Annotated in this window: 17 protein-coding genes; 11 read left to right on the top strand and 6 right to left on the bottom strand. The window is 59.2% G+C overall.

All coding sequences use genetic code 11. The features are described from left to right. Positions 1-169 precede the first annotated feature (169 nt). The 5 genes from acs to ACYZT0_RS00585 all read left to right on the top strand — a co-directional run bounded on the left by acs (position 170) and on the right by ACYZT0_RS00585 (position 7580). A complete protein-coding gene (gene acs / locus ACYZT0_RS00605; protein WP_462044203.1) occupies positions 170-2107 on the top strand; it encodes an acetate--CoA ligase in 1938 nt (645 codons plus the stop codon). A 66-nt stretch (positions 2108-2173) separates the two neighbouring features. After that, positions 2174-3046: an oxygenase MpaB family protein gene (locus ACYZT0_RS00600; protein WP_462044202.1), complete on the top strand. Its 873-nt coding sequence runs from the start codon at positions 2174-2176 to the stop codon at positions 3044-3046. 176 nt (positions 3047-3222) lie between these two features. Further along, a complete protein-coding gene (locus tag ACYZT0_RS00595; RefSeq protein WP_462044201.1) occupies positions 3223-4239 on the top strand; it encodes a class I SAM-dependent rRNA methyltransferase in 1017 nt (338 codons plus the stop codon). Between the two features lie 93 nt (positions 4240-4332). Continuing rightward, the gene (locus ACYZT0_RS00590; protein ID WP_462044200.1) at positions 4333-7284 is read left to right on the top strand and encodes a DUF748 domain-containing protein; all 2952 of its coding nucleotides are present in this window, start codon (positions 4333-4335) and stop codon (positions 7282-7284) included. After that, positions 7284-7580, top strand: a complete 297-nt coding sequence (locus ACYZT0_RS00585) for a DUF2845 domain-containing protein (protein ID WP_462044199.1) — start codon at positions 7284-7286, stop codon at positions 7578-7580. Before ACYZT0_RS00590 ends, ACYZT0_RS00585 begins: the two co-directional genes overlap by 1 nt. 189 nt (positions 7581-7769) lie before the next feature. Here the strand turns inward: ACYZT0_RS00585 and ACYZT0_RS00580 are convergent, their stop codons facing one another. Both ACYZT0_RS00580 and ACYZT0_RS00575 read right to left on the bottom strand, forming a co-directional pair. Then, positions 7770-8126, bottom strand: coding sequence for a BON domain-containing protein (locus ACYZT0_RS00580; protein ID WP_462044198.1), 357 nt, complete (start codon positions 8124-8126; stop codon positions 7770-7772). A 311-nt stretch (positions 8127-8437) separates the two neighbouring features. After that, positions 8438-8854: a pilin gene (locus ACYZT0_RS00575; protein ID WP_462044197.1), complete on the bottom strand. Its 417-nt coding sequence runs from the start codon at positions 8852-8854 to the stop codon at positions 8438-8440. A 225-nt stretch (positions 8855-9079) separates the two neighbouring features. Here ACYZT0_RS00575 and pilB point away from each other — a divergent pair, with 225 nt between their 5' ends. Genes pilB through yacG form a run of 5 tightly spaced genes read left to right on the top strand, consistent with a single transcriptional unit; the run spans position 9080 to position 13691 of the window. After that, positions 9080-10780, top strand: coding sequence for a type IV-A pilus assembly ATPase PilB (gene pilB, locus ACYZT0_RS00570; protein ID WP_462044196.1), 1701 nt, complete (start codon positions 9080-9082; stop codon positions 10778-10780). A gap of 2 nt (positions 10781-10782) precedes the next feature. After that, positions 10783-12000, top strand: coding sequence for a type II secretion system F family protein (locus ACYZT0_RS00565; protein ID WP_462044195.1), 1218 nt, complete (start codon positions 10783-10785; stop codon positions 11998-12000). A gap of 1 nt (position 12001) precedes the next feature. After that, a complete protein-coding gene (locus ACYZT0_RS00560; RefSeq protein ID WP_462044194.1) occupies positions 12002-12874 on the top strand; it encodes a prepilin peptidase in 873 nt (290 codons plus the stop codon). Then, positions 12871-13494, top strand: a complete 624-nt coding sequence (gene coaE, locus ACYZT0_RS00555) for a dephospho-CoA kinase (RefSeq protein WP_462044193.1) — start codon at positions 12871-12873, stop codon at positions 13492-13494. Before ACYZT0_RS00560 ends, coaE begins: the two co-directional genes overlap by 4 nt. Continuing rightward, the gene (gene yacG, locus ACYZT0_RS00550; RefSeq protein WP_223485972.1) at positions 13491-13691 is read left to right on the top strand and encodes a DNA gyrase inhibitor YacG; all 201 of its coding nucleotides are present in this window, start codon (positions 13491-13493) and stop codon (positions 13689-13691) included. Before coaE ends, yacG begins: the two co-directional genes overlap by 4 nt. Positions 13692-13694: 3 nt before the next feature. On the opposite strand, the gene ACYZT0_RS00545 is transcribed toward yacG, so the two are convergent. From ACYZT0_RS00545 to ACYZT0_RS00535, 3 genes are all read right to left on the bottom strand, one after another. Continuing rightward, entirely contained in the window at positions 13695-13910 is a 216-nt protein-coding gene (locus ACYZT0_RS00545) for a hypothetical protein (protein ID WP_033054332.1), read from the bottom strand. A gap of 63 nt (positions 13911-13973) precedes the next feature. After that, the gene (locus ACYZT0_RS00540) at positions 13974-14663 is read right to left on the bottom strand and encodes an energy-coupling factor ABC transporter permease (protein WP_462044192.1); all 690 of its coding nucleotides are present in this window, start codon (positions 14661-14663) and stop codon (positions 13974-13976) included. Between the two features lie 76 nt (positions 14664-14739). Continuing rightward, positions 14740-15672 carry a LysR family transcriptional regulator gene (locus ACYZT0_RS00535; protein WP_462044191.1) on the bottom strand — a complete coding sequence of 311 codons (933 nt, stop codon included), beginning with the start codon at positions 15670-15672 and terminating at the stop codon, positions 14740-14742. Positions 15673-15792: 120 nt separating this feature from the next. On the opposite strand from ACYZT0_RS00535, the gene ACYZT0_RS00530 reads away from it, so the two are divergent. Continuing rightward, positions 15793-16035 carry a DUF2790 domain-containing protein gene (locus ACYZT0_RS00530; protein ID WP_462044190.1) on the top strand — a complete coding sequence of 81 codons (243 nt, stop codon included), beginning with the start codon at positions 15793-15795 and terminating at the stop codon, positions 16033-16035. A 19-nt stretch (positions 16036-16054) separates the two neighbouring features. Here the strand turns inward: ACYZT0_RS00530 and ACYZT0_RS00525 are convergent, their stop codons facing one another. Then, positions 16055-16504 (bottom strand): methyl-accepting chemotaxis protein, encoded by a 450-nt coding sequence (locus ACYZT0_RS00525; RefSeq protein ID WP_415760683.1) that lies wholly within the window; start codon positions 16502-16504, stop codon positions 16055-16057. Between the last annotated feature and the right edge of the window lie 83 nt (positions 16505-16587).

The raw sequence follows: 16587 nt of genomic DNA, 5'->3' as shown, positions 1-16587 counted from the left end.
ATCCGACTTGCTCGCGAAGAACGATAACTCGGTGTACCTGATACACCGAGCCGCCTTCTTCGCGAGCAAGCTTCGCTCCTACAGGGTTGTGTTTGTTTTCGGGTATTGAACCCGCCTCCCACTCGGCGCATCTTTAGATCTTGTCGCAAAACAAGAATAAGGAACCGTCATGTTCGATATCAGCACGTTCCCCCAAGCCGATGCCGTCCGCCGGGCTGCACAATTAAGTCAAGACGACTACAAGCGCCTGTACCGCCAATCCATCGACCACCCCAGCACCTTCTGGGCGGAACAGGCCACACGCTTTCTCAACTGGAGTACGCCGTGGGATACCGTCCAGCGCTATAACCTGAAGACCGGTGAGGCGAGCTGGTTCGCTGGCGGAACGTTAAATGTCAGTTACAACTGCATTGACCGTCACCTGGAAAAGCGCGGCGATCAAATCGCGATCATCTGGGAAGGCGACGACCCTGCCGAATCCGCACAGATCACCTACAAAAAACTCCATCACAACGTCTGTCGCCTGGCCAACGTGCTCAAAAGCCGTGGCGTGAAGAAAGGTGACCGCGTGTGCATCTACATGCCGATGATCCCTGAAGCCGCCTACGCCATGCTCGCCTGCACGCGCATTGGCGCGGTGCATTCGGTGGTATTCGGTGGTTTCTCTCCGGACTCTGTACGTGACCGGATTCTCGATGCCGACTGCCGCACTGTGATTACCGCCGATGAAGGCGTGCGCGGCGGTAAATTCGTGCCGCTCAAGCAGAAAGTCGACAAGGCGCTGCAAAGTTGTCCGAACGTCAGCACCGTCATCGTGGTCGAGCGTACCCAGGGCGAAGTGGACTGGGTTGACGGCCGGGACATCTGGTATCACCAGGCGCTGCGCGACGTCAGCGACGATTGCCCGCCTGAGCCGATGGACGCCGAAGACCCGCTGTTTATCCTCTACACCTCCGGCAGCACCGGCAAACCCAAAGGCGTGTTGCACACCACCGGTGGCTACCTGCTGCAAGCGGCGATGACCTTCAAGTACGTGCTCGACTACCGCGATGGCGAAGTCTTCTGGTGCACCGCCGATGTCGGCTGGGTCACCGGCCACAGCTACATCGTCTACGGCCCGTTGGCCAACGGCGCGACCACGCTGATTTTCGAAGGCGTGCCGAGCTACCCGAGCAGTTCGCGCTTCTGGCAGGTGATCGACAAGCACCACGTCAACATCTTCTACACCGCCCCGACTGCCTTGCGTTCGCTGATGCGTGAAGGCCCCGAACCGTTGAAGGAAACCTCCCGCGCGAGCCTCAGATTACTCGGCAGCGTCGGTGAGCCGATCAACCCGGAAGCGTGGGATTGGTACTTCAATGCCGTCGGCGAACAGCGTTGTCCAATCGTCGATACCTGGTGGCAGACCGAAACCGGCGGCATCATGCTCAGCCCGCTGGTCAGCGCTCAACGGATCAAACCCGGTTGCGCCACGCAACCGATGTTCGGCGTGCAACCGGTGTTGCTGGATGAAACGGGCAAGGAGATAAAAGGCGCCGGCAGCGGCGTGCTGGCGATCAAATCCAGCTGGCCGGCGCAGATCCGCAGCGTCTACGGCGACCCGCAACGAATGGTCGACACCTACTTCAAGCCCTACCCCGGCTACTACTTCACCGGCGACGGCGCCCGGCGCGACGAGGACGGCGACTACTGGATCACCGGACGCATCGACGACGTAATCAACGTCTCCGGGCACCGCATCGGCACCGCGGAAGTGGAAAGCGCGCTGGTGCTGCACGACAGCATTGCCGAAGCCGCCGTGGTCGGTTACCCCCACGACGTCAAAGGCCAGGGCATCTACGCTTTCGTCACCCCCATGAACGGCACCGAACCCAACGACGAACTGAAGAAAGAATTGCTGGCCCACGTCAGCGAGGAAATCGGCAGCTTCGCCAAACCGGACCTGATCCAGTGGGCGCCGGCCTTGCCGAAAACCCGTTCGGGCAAGATCATGCGGCGCATTTTGCGCAAGATCGCCTGCAACGAACTGGACAGCCTGGGCGATACGTCGACACTGGCCGACCCGAGCGTGGTCCAGGAGTTGGTCGATAAACGCCTGAACCAATAAGCTCATGCTTTAAACTTCCCCGCGCGGCCCATAACGGCCGCGCCTCTTTTTCACCACTGAGTCGCCATGGAATTCATTCGAACCCGCATCGAAACCCAGATCATGAGCCTGACCGGCCTGTCCCTGGGCAAGCTCGACCTGGAAAACCCCAAGGGCGATCCCGGCCTGTTCGGGCCGGATTCGGTGAGCTGGCAAGTTCACGGCGACTTCAGCAGCATGCTGATCGGCGGCATCAGCGCCCTGATGCTGCAAGCCCTGCATCCACTGGCCCTGGCCGGGGTCTGGGACCATTCGAATTTTCGCGAGGACATGATTGGCCGACTGCGCCGCACCGGGCAGTTCATTTCCGGCACCACGTTCGGTTCGCGAAAGGACGCCGACTGGCTGATCGAGAAAGTCCGCACCATCCACCTGCAAGTGACCGGCACTGCACCGGATGGCCGGCCTTACGCCGCCAGCGATCCTGATCTACTGACCTGGGTGCACGTGGCCGAGGTGAGCAACTTCCTCGCTGCCCACCTGCGTTACCGCAATCCGAACCTGTCCTTGGCCGACCAGGACCGTTATTACGCGGAAATCGCGCTGGTCGCCGAACGGCTCGGCGCCCGTGACGTGCCGCGCTCACGGCAAGAAATGGCCGATTACCTTGAACGAATTCGCCCACAACTGCTGTGCGACGAGCGCAGTCGCGAAGTGTTGCGACTGCTGCTGAACGCCCCCTCCCCCAGTCGTTTGGCCAGGCCTTTCGGCGGTTTGATGATGCAGGCCGGGATCGACCTGCTGCCGGACTGGGCCAGTGACATGCTGGGTGTCCAACAGAGCCCGCTGCAACGCAAGCTGATCCGCGCCGGCGTCAACCGCAGCACGCCGATGCTGCGTTGGGCGGTGCGTAACGGCTCGGTGCACCGGGCCAGGCGTCGGATGGGGTTGCTGACCTGAAAAAACTTAAAAGCTTCGCGAGCAAGCCCGCTCCCACATTGGTTCTGTGCTGCACACAAAGTGTGTGATTAACACCGAACAAGTGTGGGAGCGGGCTTGCTCGCGAAGGCAGCACCTCGGTTTGGCGCCAAGCTGTTAAACTCCCGCGCCAAATTCCCTCTTGCAAGGCGCCCAGCATGTCTTCCTTGAATCAGGCGCTGCGCGCCGCCCTCGAACATCGCCAGGACCTGCTGGCCGAGTTGCATCAGCAAGGCACCGATTGCTATCGCCTGTTCCATGGCAGCCAGGAGGGCGCCGGCGGCCTGACGATCGACCGCTACGGCCCGCAATTGCTGGTGCAAAGCTTTCACCAGTCGCTGGAACGTGATGCGTTGCTGCATGTGCACGAAACCATCAATCAGCACCTGGGCCTCGAAACGCTGCTGGTCTACAACGATCGCTCCCGTGGCAACTCGCGCATCGACCGTGAAGACACCGTCTACCGCGCCGACGAGGCCGCCCTGCAAGACCTGATCGGCCACGAATGGGGGCTCAATTACCGGGTTCGCGGTCGCCATGCCGGCCAGGATCCGCTGCTGTTCCTCGACCTGCGCAACACGCGCGGCTGGGTCAAACAGCACAGTAAAAACAAAAGCGTGCTGAATCTGTTCGCCTACACCTGTGGCGTCGGCCTCAGTGCGGCGGCCGGTGGCGCGAGCGAGGTCTGCAACCTCGATTTCGCTGAGGGCAACCTGGCCGTCGGCCGCGAGAACGGTCTGCTCAATCCCCCGTTGCCGACCATGGAATTCATCCAGTCCGACTACTTCCCCGCCATCCGCCAATTGGCCGGCTTGCCCATCAGCCAGCGCCGCGGGCAGAAACTGCCAAGCTATCATCGTCTGGAACAGCGTCAGTACGACTTGGTGCTGCTGGATCCGCCAGCCTGGGCCAAGAGCGCTTTCGGCACCGTCGACTTGCTGCGTGACTATCAGAGCCTGTTGAAGCCGGCACTGCTGACCACCGCCGACAATGGCGTGCTGATCTGCTGCAACAACCTGGCAAAAGTCAGCATGGACGACTGGCGCGAACACGTTTTGCGCTGTGCAGAGAAAGCCGGGCGGCCGGTGCGTGAATGGACCGTAATGAAACCGGGCGGTGATTTCCCGTCGATGGACCAACAACCGCCGCTGAAAACGCTGATTCTGCAGCTCTGAGATTCGTCCGCAAAATCAGATAAATCCTATAAAGCATGATCACTTCGGAACCGGAAACGCGTGTCATACTCCAACGCACTCCGATTCAGACAGATGAAGCCGCACATGCCCAAAGGATTGATTCGCGCTATTGGCGCTCTGTTGACCGCTCTAGCCCTCTACAGCCTGCTGGGGTTTCTGATTGTACCGGGCATCGCGTTGCGGGTGGCCAACCAACAATTGGCCAGCTACGCGACGACGCCCGCCACGATTTCGCGAATCGAACTCAACCCGTTCAGCCTTGAAGTGACCGTGTGGGGCTTGATCATCGGCGATCCGGGCAAGGAGCAGGTCGGCTTCGAGCGGCTGTATGCCAATCTCCAGATCGATAGCCTCTGGACCAAGGCGCTGCACCTGTCCGATATTGAAATAGACAAACCCAAGACCGAAATCCTCTTCGGCAAGGACGGCAAACTCAATCTGCTCGGCCTGTTCAAAATACCCGCCAGCGAGCCGACCCCGGTCGACCCGAACGCCAAACCGTTCCCGCTACGCGTGGAGCGCATCAAACTGGCCGACGGCTATGTGCACTTCCAGGACGCGCGCCCTCGCGAGCCCATCGAGTTCCTCTACGACAAGCTCGATTTCGAGCTGAAGAACCTCAGCACCCTGCCAGAAGATAACGCCGACATGACCCTGGTGGCCGTCGGCCCTTCCGGTGGGCAGATCGACTGGACCGGTAATTTCAGCCTGATCCCGATCGCCTCCGAAGGTAAATTGAAAGTCACCGATGCCAACATGAAAGTCTGGTGGCCTTACGTGCGCGACTCGGTGCCGCTGGATCTGGAAAACGGCACCCTGAACCTGAGCACCGATTACAAGCTGAACCTGTCCAAAGCAACCGAACTGCTGCTGAGCAATGTCGCCGTCAGCATCGCCCCCTTCAACATCAAGGCTCCGGACGGTCGGCCGCTGGCGAAGCTTAAGCGGCTGGACATCAGTGAAACGACCGTAGACCTGGCCAAGCAGCAAGTGGTCATCGGCAAGATCCGCAGCCAAAAACTGGAAACCTGGGCCGCCCTCGAAGCCGACGGGCAACTCGATTGGCAGAAACTGTTCGCCAGCCAACCGTCCAAACCGGCCGCCAAAGCCAACGCCGAACCGGTCAGCACCCCGGCAGCTGCCGACTCACCAAAGCCTGAGCCGGCGCCGCCAAGCAAACCTTGGCAGGTGCTGCTCAAAGACGTGCAACTGCGTGATTACCAAGTGCATCTGGCCGACCGCAAGGCGCAACCCGCCGTGGCGCTGGACGTCGGCCCGCTGAACCTGGACCTGCAGAATTTCGACAGCCTCAATGGCTCGCCTTTTAACCTCAAGCTCGACACCGGTCTGGGCAAGCAAGGCAAAATCACGGCAGACGGCGTCGTCAATCTCGCCCCGGTCAGCGCCAAGTTAAACGTACAGACCAAGGACATCGACCTGCGCGTCGCCCAGTCCTACATCAACCCGTTCATTCGCCTGGAACTGCGCAGCGGCATGCTCGGCAGTGATCTGGCGGTCGATCTGAAAAGCACCGAGCCACTGGCGTTCAGCGTCACAGGCCGCGCCCAGGTCGATCAACTGCATACCCTCGACACCCTCAAAACCCGCGACTTCCTCAAGTGGCAGCAGTTGGTGCTCGAAGGCCTGAATTATCAACACGGCGACAGCCTGTCGATCAACAAGGTCACCCTGTTCCAGCCTTATGCGCGCTTCATGATCAATGATGATCGCACCACTAACGTCGATGACTTGCTGATCCCGCAACCGGCCGACCCAGGCGCCAAAACGGCTGCAGCCAAACCTGCGAGCAAGGAAAAGCCGCTGGGCATCCACATTGGCGGCATTGCCATCAATGACGGCTCGGCCAACTTCGCCGATTTCAGCCTGACCCCGAACTTCGCCACGGCCGTGCAGCAGCTCAACGGGCAGATCGGCACCATCGACAGCCGTCAGGCGAAACCGGCCAGCGTCGACATCAAAGGCAAGGTCGACCGCTATGCGCCAGTGACCATCAAGGGCTCGGTCAATCCGTTCGACCCGATGTCCAGCCTCGACATCGCCACCAGCTTCAAACGGGTGGAACTGACCACGCTGACGCCCTACTCCGGCAAGTTCGCCGGCTACCGCATCCGCAAGGGCCGACTCAATCTCGACCTGCATTACCTGATCACCAAGGGCCAGCTCAAGGCCGAAAACAAAGTGGTGGTCGAGCAGTTGCAACTGGGTGAGAGAGTCGACAGTCCAGACGCCGTGAGCCTGCCGCTGAAACTGGCGATTGCGTTGCTCAAGGACGTCGATGGCAAAATCTCCATCGAGCTGCCGGTGACCGGCGACCTGAACAACCCGCAGTTCAGCATCATGCCGATCGTCTGGCAGACCCTGCGCAATCTGATTGTCAAAGCCGCCGCGGCGCCGTTCAAAATGATTGGCGGGCTGGTCAGTGGTGGTGGTTCGGAGGATTTGGGCACTGTCTCGTTTGCGCCAGGTTCAAGCGACCTGAGCAAGGATGCCGAGGGTTCGTTGGTCAAACTGTCCCAGGCCCTCAAGGAACGTCCGGCCTTGCGCCTGGAAATCGAAGGCACGTCTGCCGCAAGCAGCGATGGCCCACCGATCGCCGAGCAACGTCTGGAACGGGAATACCAGTACAACTACTACAAAATGCTCCAGCGCCGCGGTGACAAAGTGCCGGCGCAGGCTTCGCTACTGCAAGTGCCGGACAACGAGAAAGGTTCGCTGCTGGAAGGGATCTACCGCACGCGCCTGAAGACGCAGCCGCCCGCCGAATGGAAGGACCTGGGCAAAGAAGAACGCACCGCGAAAATGCGTGAGGGCGTGATCAAGTTCTGGAGTTCCAGCGACGTTCTCTTACGCCAGCTGGGTCAGGAACGCGCCAGCAGCATCAAGGACTATCTGGTCGACAAGGGTCAGTTGGCCGATGACCGCGTGTACTTCATCGACGCTAACCTTGGCGAAGCGGAAGGTGACGGCCGGGTGGTTACGCCATTGCATCTGGATGCCGAGTGATGGGCGCGAAATGGCTGACGAGCCTGGTACTGGCAATGGCCGCCAGTCAGACCTCGGCAGCCGATACCCTGCGCTGCGGCAGTCAATTGGTCAGTGTCGGGGACAGGTCCAGTGAAGTGTTGCAGAAATGCGGTGACCCGGTCAGCCGTGATCTGTTGGGCTACAAGCGCAGCGCTAACCGACGGGAAGAGTTTCAAGTCGAGGAATGGACCTACGGACCCAACGGCGGGATGTATCAGTACCTGCGTTTTGAAGGTAATCGTTTGAAGCAGATCACCAGCAAGCGCGGTAACTGAGAATTAACCTTCACCTGCCAGCCGCTACAGAGATTTTTACCCATCCACAATAGAACAGGCCCCGACACGAATGCCGAGGCCTGTAATGGCCACATCCTTATGGCCTTCGCATGAACCCTCCAGAGGCGGCAGGCGTATTGCTCGGCCCGCCTGCCGCGCCATCTCCCAGTCCAGGCGAGAAGTCTTGCCTTACTCGGCTTTCAGGCCGTCAGCGGAGACCGCTTTGACGCCTTTGATTTTCTTGGCGATAGCCACGGCGGTGGTTTTCTGAGCGTCTGTCACCGCAACGGTGGACGACAGGGACACAACGCCTTTGTTGGTTTCGACTTTAATGTCGGTACCAGGAATGCCTTTTTCGGTGACCAGATCTGCTTTGACTTTGGTAGTGATCCAGGTATCGGAAGTGGATTCTTTAGCCTTGGTCATTTCACCCGCCGCCAGTGTCATCGGGGCTTGGGTGGCTTGGCTGGTCTGTGCAAATGCAGCGTTGGCCAAGGTCAGGGTCAGCGCGGTAGCAGTAGCGGCAGCGATAGCGAACTTCTTCATACGAGTAACTCCTGTTTTTCTAGATAGTCTGCTGCGTGTCTTGTCAGCAGGGTTACTGGGTATATTGCGAACGGTGTGCCAACTTTGAGACAGGAAATAAATCCTTATAAATCATCATCTTATGAATATGACCAATTTTCGGAATCATGCAAATTGCATGACCTCGTTGTTATTGACATGCAAGTTGCGGGTTTTAACGCAGGCCTAAAGCCATGAATTGTCGGGATTTTCTTGCCGGCGTGATGACCATCAAATTCCAGACAAAAAAATACCCCACCATTAAGGCGAGGTATGGTGCAGCCAGCGCTAAATCAAACGCCTGGGCAGCCAGTAGTCGAATAGTCCTTGGCGGCAGTGGTTGCGCAAGTCCAACCGGCAGTCGCGCTACGAGAAATGGTAATAGTCTTGCCCAATACAGGCGCCGGGGCATTGATCAGCGTACATACAATGGTTCCGGTACCAGCGGCAACAGTCCCCGTCACCGAAAGGTTGCAGTTCTGAGTAGCAGCAACAGTCGCATTGACGTTGGCAATGGTCGGATCGGCGGACCCTGCGTTAATGACATCTTCATAAGGCACTTTCAGCGCCGAAACTTCGGCAATACCCGCCGTCACTTTGGCCCGAGCCTGATACTTGGAGTACTGCGGCAACGCAAACGTCGCCAGAATCCCGATGATCGCCACCACGATCAACAGCTCGATCAGGGTAAAACCTTTTTGAGTATTCATAGACAAGCTCCATGCATGAGTCGAAATCTCATGATCTGAACTAGCCGCAGCACAGCCCATGCCAAGCCCTTCGCTCCGTGTTGGCGGGGCGTGCGATCGATACAAACCCCTTTCCTACCCCCAGAATCCGCACTATCTGACACTTTTTGTCACCTGAACGTCGCTGGTTAGGTTCCTTCGCTTGACTAGGCTATAAGTCATGAACTGTCTGCGTCCGGTATCCCAATGAATGACATCGCCCTTAGCGGTCTGGCCAAGCAATTGGTCCTGGCCGAGCTGCTCACTGACAAAAGCGCGCAACAGGCGTATCAGCAAGCCCAACGCAATCACCTCCCCCTGGTCAGTTACCTGGTGCAGAACAAGCTGGTGAAAAGCCGCCAGGTCGCCGAGATCGCGTCAGAACACTTCGGCATGACCTTGCTCGACCTCAACTGCCTGGACAAGGAAATCCAACCCAAGGGTCTGGTCAGCGAGAAACTGATCCGCCAGCACCACGCCCTGCCCCTCTGGCGACGCGGCAACAAACTGTTCGTGGGGATTTCCGACCCGACCAATCACCAGGTCATTAACGATATCCAGTTCAGCACCGGGCTCAATACCGAAGCCATTCTGGTCGAAGACGACAAACTCACTGATGCCATCGAAAAATTCTTCGACAGCCCCGGTACCGGCCTGGAAGACATGGCCGATGTCGACCTTGATGGTGTGGACATCGAGTCGATCGATGACAACAAACAGGACGCCATCGCCGGCCAGGATGCCGATGACGCGCCGGTGGTGCGCTTCGTCCACAAAATGTTGCTGGACGCGATCAAAAGCGGCTCTTCAGACCTGCATTTCGAACCCTATGAAAAAACCTACCGCGTGCGGATGCGTACCGACGGTATTTTGCGTGAAGTCGCCAAACCACCGATTCAACTGGCCAATCGCATCGCCGCGCGGCTGAAAGTCATGGCCAGCCTCGACATCTCGGAACGGCGTCGGCCGCAGGACGGGCGGATCAAGATGCGCCTGTCCAAGAGCAAATCCATCGACTTTCGGGTCAACACCCTGCCAACCCTGTGGGGCGAGAAAGTGGTGATCCGGATCCTCGACCCGTCCAGCGCTCAAATGGGCATCGACGCCCTCGGCTATGAGCCCGATCAGAAAGACCTGTACATGGCCGCCCTCAAGCAGCCACAGGGGATGATTCTGGTGACCGGGCCCACTGGTTCGGGCAAGACCGTGTCGCTCTACACCGGCCTGAATATTCTCAACACCGTGGACATCAACATCTCCACCGCCGAAGACCCGGTGGAGATCAACATGGAAGGCATCAACCAGGTCAACGTCAATCCCAAACAAGGAATGGACTTCGCCCAGGCGCTGCGCTCATTTCTGCGACAGGACCCGGACGTGATCATGGTCGGCGAGATCCGCGACCTCGAAACCGCCGAAATCGCCATCAAGGCGGCCCAGACCGGGCACCTGGTGCTGTCGACCCTGCACACCAACAGCGCCGCCGAAACCCTGACACGCCTGCACAACATGGGCATCCAGGGGTTCAACATTGCCACCTCGGTCAGCCTGATCATCGCCCAGCGCCTGGCGCGCAAATTGTGCAGCCATTGCAAGAAACCCATCGAGATTCCCCGTGAGGCGCTACTCAAGGAAGGCTTCCCCGAGGAACGCATCGGCTCATTCACGATCTATGAGCCAGTCGGTTGCGATCACTGCAACAACGGTTACAAAGGCCGAGTCGGGATTTATGAGGTGGTGAAGAACACACCGGACCTGCAACGGCTGATCATGGCCGAAGGCAATTCACTGGAAATCGACATCCAGATGCGTAAGGACGGTTTTAACGACCTGCGTACGTCGGGCCTGCTCAAGGCCATGCAAGGCATCACCAGCCTTGAAGAAATCAACCGGGTCACCAAGGACTGAATATGGCGGTCAAAGCAGCAAAAATCAGCGTCTACGCCTGGGAAGGCACAGACCGCAAAGGCACCAAAATGACCGGTGAGTTGAGCGGTCAGAACCCGGCGTTGATCAAGGCCCAGTTGCGCAAGCAGGGCATCAACCCTGGCAAGGTACGCAAGAAGTCCACCTCGATTTTCAACATGGGCAAGCGCATCAAGTCCCAGGACATTGCCCTGTTCACCCGGCAGATGGCGACCATGATGAAAGCCGGTGTACCGCTGTTGCAGTCCTTCGACATCATCGGTGAAGGCTTTGATAACCCGGCCATGCGCACACTGGTAGACGAGGTAAAACAGGAAGTCGCGGCGGGTAACAGCTTCGCCGCTTCCCTGCGCAAAAAGCCCCAATACTTCGATGAGCTCTACTGCAACCTGGTCGATGCCGGCGAGCAGGCGGGTGCTCTCGATACCCTGTTGGAGAGAGTGGCGACCTATAAGGAAAAGAGCGAAAGCCTCAAGGCCAAGATCAAAAAGGCCATGACCTACCCGCTGGCGGTGGTGTTCGTTGCGGTCATTGTGACCGGGATTTTGCTGGTCAAAGTGGTGCCGCAGTTCGAATCGGTATTCAAAGGGTTTGGCGCCGAATTGCCGGCTTTCACCGTGATGGTCATTGGCTTGTCGGAGTTCATGCAGGCGTGGTGGTGGGCGATGCTCGGCGTGCTGATCGCGGTGATCTTCGGCGTGCGCCACGCCTTTAAAACGTCGCGGGGCTTTCGGGACCGGATGGACACCTGGTTACTGAAACTGCCGTTGATTGGCACACTGATGTACAAGTCTGCCGTGGCCCGTTACGCCCGCACACTGTCGACCACCTTCGCCGCCGGGGTGCCGCTGGTGGAAGCCCTGGATTCGGTGGCCGGCGCGACTGGCAACATCGTATTCAAGCGTGCGGTGCTGCGTATCAAGCAGGACGTATCCACCGGTATGCAGCTGAATTTTTCCATGCGCACCTCCGGCATCTTTCCCAACATGGCGATTCAGATGACAGCCATTGGCGAAGAGTCCGGCGCGCTGGACGACATGCTCGATAAAGTCGCGAGCTTCTACGAGGACGAAGTGGACAACATGGTTGATAACCTCACCAGCCTGATGGAGCCGTTCATCATGGTGGTGCTGGGGGTTATCGTCGGTGGCCTGGTGGTTGCGATGTACCTGCCCATCTTCCAACTCGGCTCAGCGATCTGACATGCCCTTGAACGACATTCTGATCCTCTACCCGTTGGCCTTCGTGATCGCAGCCATGTTGGTCGGCCTGCTGATTGGCAGCTTTCTCAACGTGGTGGTCTGGCGCCTGCCAAAAATGCTTGACCGCGAATGGCGCCAGGAGGCTCGTGACGTGCTGGGCTTGCCAAGCGAGACACCGCTGCCGACCTTCAACCTGATGCTGCCCCATTCCCAGTGCCCTCATTGCGGCCATCGAATCCGCGCCTGGGAAAACATTCCGCTGCTCAGTTACCTGTTTTTACGGGGGCGGTGCTCGAACTGCGCGGCAGCGATCAGCAAACGCTATCTGTTGACCGAACTGGCGTGCGGTCTGCTCTCGGCGCTCATCGCGTGGCATTTCGGTTTCGGCTGGCAGGCCTGCATGGCGCTGGTCCTGAGCTGGGGGTTGCTGACGATGAGCCTGATCGATGCCGAGCACCAACTGCTGCCGGATGTGCTGGTGCTGCCACTGATGTGGCTGGGACTGATCGTCAACAGCTTCGAGCTCTTCGTGCCCCTGCCTGACGCATTATGGGGCGCGGTGGCCGGGTATATGGCGTTGTGGTCGGTGTTCTGGCTGTTCAAGCTGATCACCGGCAAGGACGGCATCGGCCACGGCGATTTCAAGTTATTGGCAATGCTCGGGGCCTGGGGTGGCTGGCAGATTTTGCCCCTGACTATCCTGCTGTCATCGCTCGTGGGGGCGATCATCGGGGTGATTTTACTGCGCCTGCGCAACGCACAAACGTCGACACCGATCCCCTTCGGACCCTTTCTGGCGATTGCAGGCTGGATTGCCTTGCTCTGGGGTGGTCAAATAACCGACTTCTATTGGCAGTTTGTCGGTTTGAAATGAATATCCCTGTGGAAAAACCCTGGATTCTCGGCCTGACCGGCGGCATCGGCAGTGGCAAAAGCGCGGCGGCCCAGCACTTCATCGACCAGGGCGTGCACGTAGTGGACGCTGATCATGCGGCGCGTTGGGTGGTGGAACCGGGGCGCCCGGCGCTGGCAAAGATCGCCGAACACTTCGGCCCCGGCGTCTTGCAAGCCGACGGGCAACTGGATCGCGCTGCGTTGCGCAAACTGATCTTCGAAGTGCCAGAGGAACGCCGCTGGCTCGAAGCGCTGCTGCATCCGCTGATCGCCAAGGAAATCGCCGATCATCTGGCCAAGGCACAATCGCCTTACGCGATTCTGGTTTCGCCGCTGCTGATCGAGTCCGGGCAGTACGCCATGACCCAACGGGTCCTGGTGATCGATGCCCCGGAACAGCTACAGATCGAGCGCACCCTGCAGCGTGACCAGACCAGCGAGCAACAGGTCCAGGCGATCCTCAAGGCCCAGTCCAGCCGACAGGACCGCGTGAGCCACGCCGACGATGTTGTGGTCAACGACCGCGACCTCGCCTGGCTGCACAGCGAGGTCGAACGTCTGCATCACTTTTACCTTACTTTGCGTGGAGGCCAGTCATGAGCCAAACCCCAACCGTCGAATGCCCAACCTGCGGCGCCCCTGTTGAATGGAGCCCCGAGAGCAAATTCCGGCCATTCTGTTCGGACCGTTGCAAGCTGATTGACCTGGGCGCGTGGGCGTCGGAAGAACACAAGATTCCGGTCAGTCCGGATGCCGAAGACGAACTGTTCAGCGAAGACTTTGACCCGCGTCACTGATCTTCAAGGCCGCATAAAACCATAGTCCTGACTGTCATCGAGGTTTTCCGCAAGAAAACGCAACTCATCGGCCAGGTCTTCGGCGCTGCGCACTGCCTTGCTCTGTTGCACCACGGCACTGAGCAAGGCGCGCAGGCTCAACCCCGGATCAAACCCCACTTCCTGCGCCCCATCCAGACTCTGGCGCAACTCCTGCCTTGCCCATTCGTAGACACTCATTTCGATGCTCCTGAAGGTTTCCCCAAGCATGGATTCGTGAGCGATTTTTGCATTTGATGTGGATCAAGATTTGGGATCGTCGTCTTTCCAGGGCGCCGAAAGGTAGCGCGTGCGATTGAACGTCTCCAGCCACTCGGGGCAAAACACCACCAGCGCGCTGACCACCATGCCGTTGATAAATGCTTCCGGGAAAATCAGCAGCCACAGATAACCCACAAAATCTTCCAGCCAAAAGGGCATGGCAAAACGTTCGTTGAACCACAGCAACCACAGCGCCAACACCAGGCACAGCAACGCCGACAGCGCCGCCGAAAAAAAACCGGACACGAAGATATACACAAAGGGATTGCGCGGCTGCGCTCGCTCCACCAGGATCGCGCAGCACTCGGTGACCAGCACCGGCAGCAGAATCAGCAGCGCGCCATTGACCCCCATCGCCGCCAGATCCTGGCGCCCGAGCAGCACCAGTCCGAATTGCGCCACCAGTGCGCCGACGATCGCCAGTGGCCAATCCAACAGCAAGGTCACCGCCGTCATACCGATGAAGTGATAAGACACGCCGGTGTCGAAATCCCGTCGCACCAGCCAGAGCATGAACAGCGCGAACACCGTGCCGAACAGCAGATGCTGGCGGCGGCTGTCGCTGAACAGTTCGACCCACGGTGCTCGCGCAACGGCCCAGATCAGCACCGGAACATAGATCAACCACCCCGCCGTGAGGGTTTCAGGTGACAGTAACTCGGCGCCGATCATGGCTGGGCACACTCCCTTGTCTTGCCGAAAGAGAACGGGCCCTCAGTCTACACCCGCCTTCGCCCGCCATTCGACTTCAGGCCCAATGCCGTGGATCGCTCATCACCGCCTCGTGTTCAGCGAATAGCTTGGGTAATTCGGCCTTGAGAAAGTCCACCCACGTCCGGACCTTGGCATCGAGAAAACGCCGCGACGGGTACAGCGCATACACATTGCGTTCACGGGCGCGCCAGGCCGGCAGCAAACGCAACAAGGTGCCATCGCTCAAGGAGCGCGTCGCGGTGTAGAACGGAATCAGGCTGATCCCCATGCCGGCTTCCGACGCCTTGACCATCGATTCGGCGACATTGCACTGAAAGGTTTTGGCCGGGCTGACGGCCTGCTCGCCCTCTTCGTCCTGGAACACCCATTCATTGCTGTACAACGGGTCGACCATGCGCAGGCACTGATGATCGTTCAGCGCCATCGGTGTGTGCGGCACGCCACGCCGTTGCAGGTAGTCCGGGGAGGCGCAGGGCACGCTGTAAATCTGCCCGATGGCCTGGGCGACCAATTGCGAATCGGCCAGTTCATGGGCAATCGAAATCACCACATCGTGCCCGTCCTCCAGCGGATCGGGATTGCGCTGCGACAGGGTCAACTCAAACACCACGTCGGGGTAAAGCTCGCAGTAGCGGGCGATCAACGGCGTGATCAGCACGCCCAGGCCATTCATGCTGTGAACCCGCAGCCGTCCACTCGGCTTGAGATGAGCGCCGCGGGCCTCAGCCGTTGCCTCCTCCATTTCTTCGAGTATTTGCCGACTGCGCAGCAGGAATCGTTCACCGGCCTCGGTCAGGCTCAATCGACGCGTGGTGCGTTGCAGCAAGCGTGCTTGCACATGCTGCTCCAGATCCGCCACCAACCGCGACACCTGCGCGGTCGACAGGTCCAGCGCATCAGCGGCGGCAGTGAAACTTGCGCAGTCCACCACGCGGACGAACACCCGCAAGTTATTGAGCAGATCCATAGGCCCTCCAGGGGCGGTAACTGTTACGTTTCATGTAAGGCTGCATGAGGCGCTGGCCCCTTTATCGGTCGTGGGCAAAGACTAGAATTCAGGTATCGGAACCACACGGAGCACGGAAAAATGAAAACCCTGATCAGCCTGTTTCTGACCGTTGTCGCCACCTCGGCCATGGCCGCCGGCAACGAGCCAGCCACCACCCGTTACAACCCGGCACAGCCGCTGGACATCGCCGAAGTTGTTTCAGTGACAGACACCGCAACGGCCTGCGACGTTGTGCCAGCCACCATGGTCTACATCGATCATCAAGGCCAGACTCATCGCGTGACGTATCAAGTGATGGGTAACTGCATGAGCAATCTTTGACACAGACGCGACGCACGACTCAAACGATCATCCGTTTCGCCTGCAAGGCCAAGTCATGCAGGCCGGCCAAGCGCGCCATGATGCGCTCGACGACCTCGACCCTGGCCACCGCACCGCTTTGCAGTTCGCCCATCGAATGCAAAGCCACTCCGGCCTTTTCCAGACCCAGACGGGTTGAACCGGACAACTGTTGAAGACCCTGGCGTGCCTGCTCCGCGGACTGTTCCAGCCCCGTAGCGATTTGCCGGATCTGCGCACTGGAGTCCGCTGCCTGACGCGAGAGATTGCGCACCTCATCGGCCACTACCGCAAACCCTCGGCCATGGCTGCCCGCCCTCGCCGCCTCGATAGCCGCGTTCAGCGCCAACAGGTTGGTCTGACGGGAAATGTCCTGGATGCTGCCAACAATCGCTCCGATGCGCATCGACTGACTGCCGAGCTCATCGAACACTTGATCCAGACGCTGCATGTAAAGGCTCAAATCCTCCAGCACACTGGCCGAAGACTGCATGCTCAGCGCACTTGCCTTGACCCGTTCGCCGGCCGTACGTG

It is taken from the genome of Pseudomonas sp. ZS1P83, from assembly GCF_054897825.1.
Note: the sequence above shows the minus strand (reverse complement) of the source record. Positions and strands in the feature narration are given on the sequence as shown.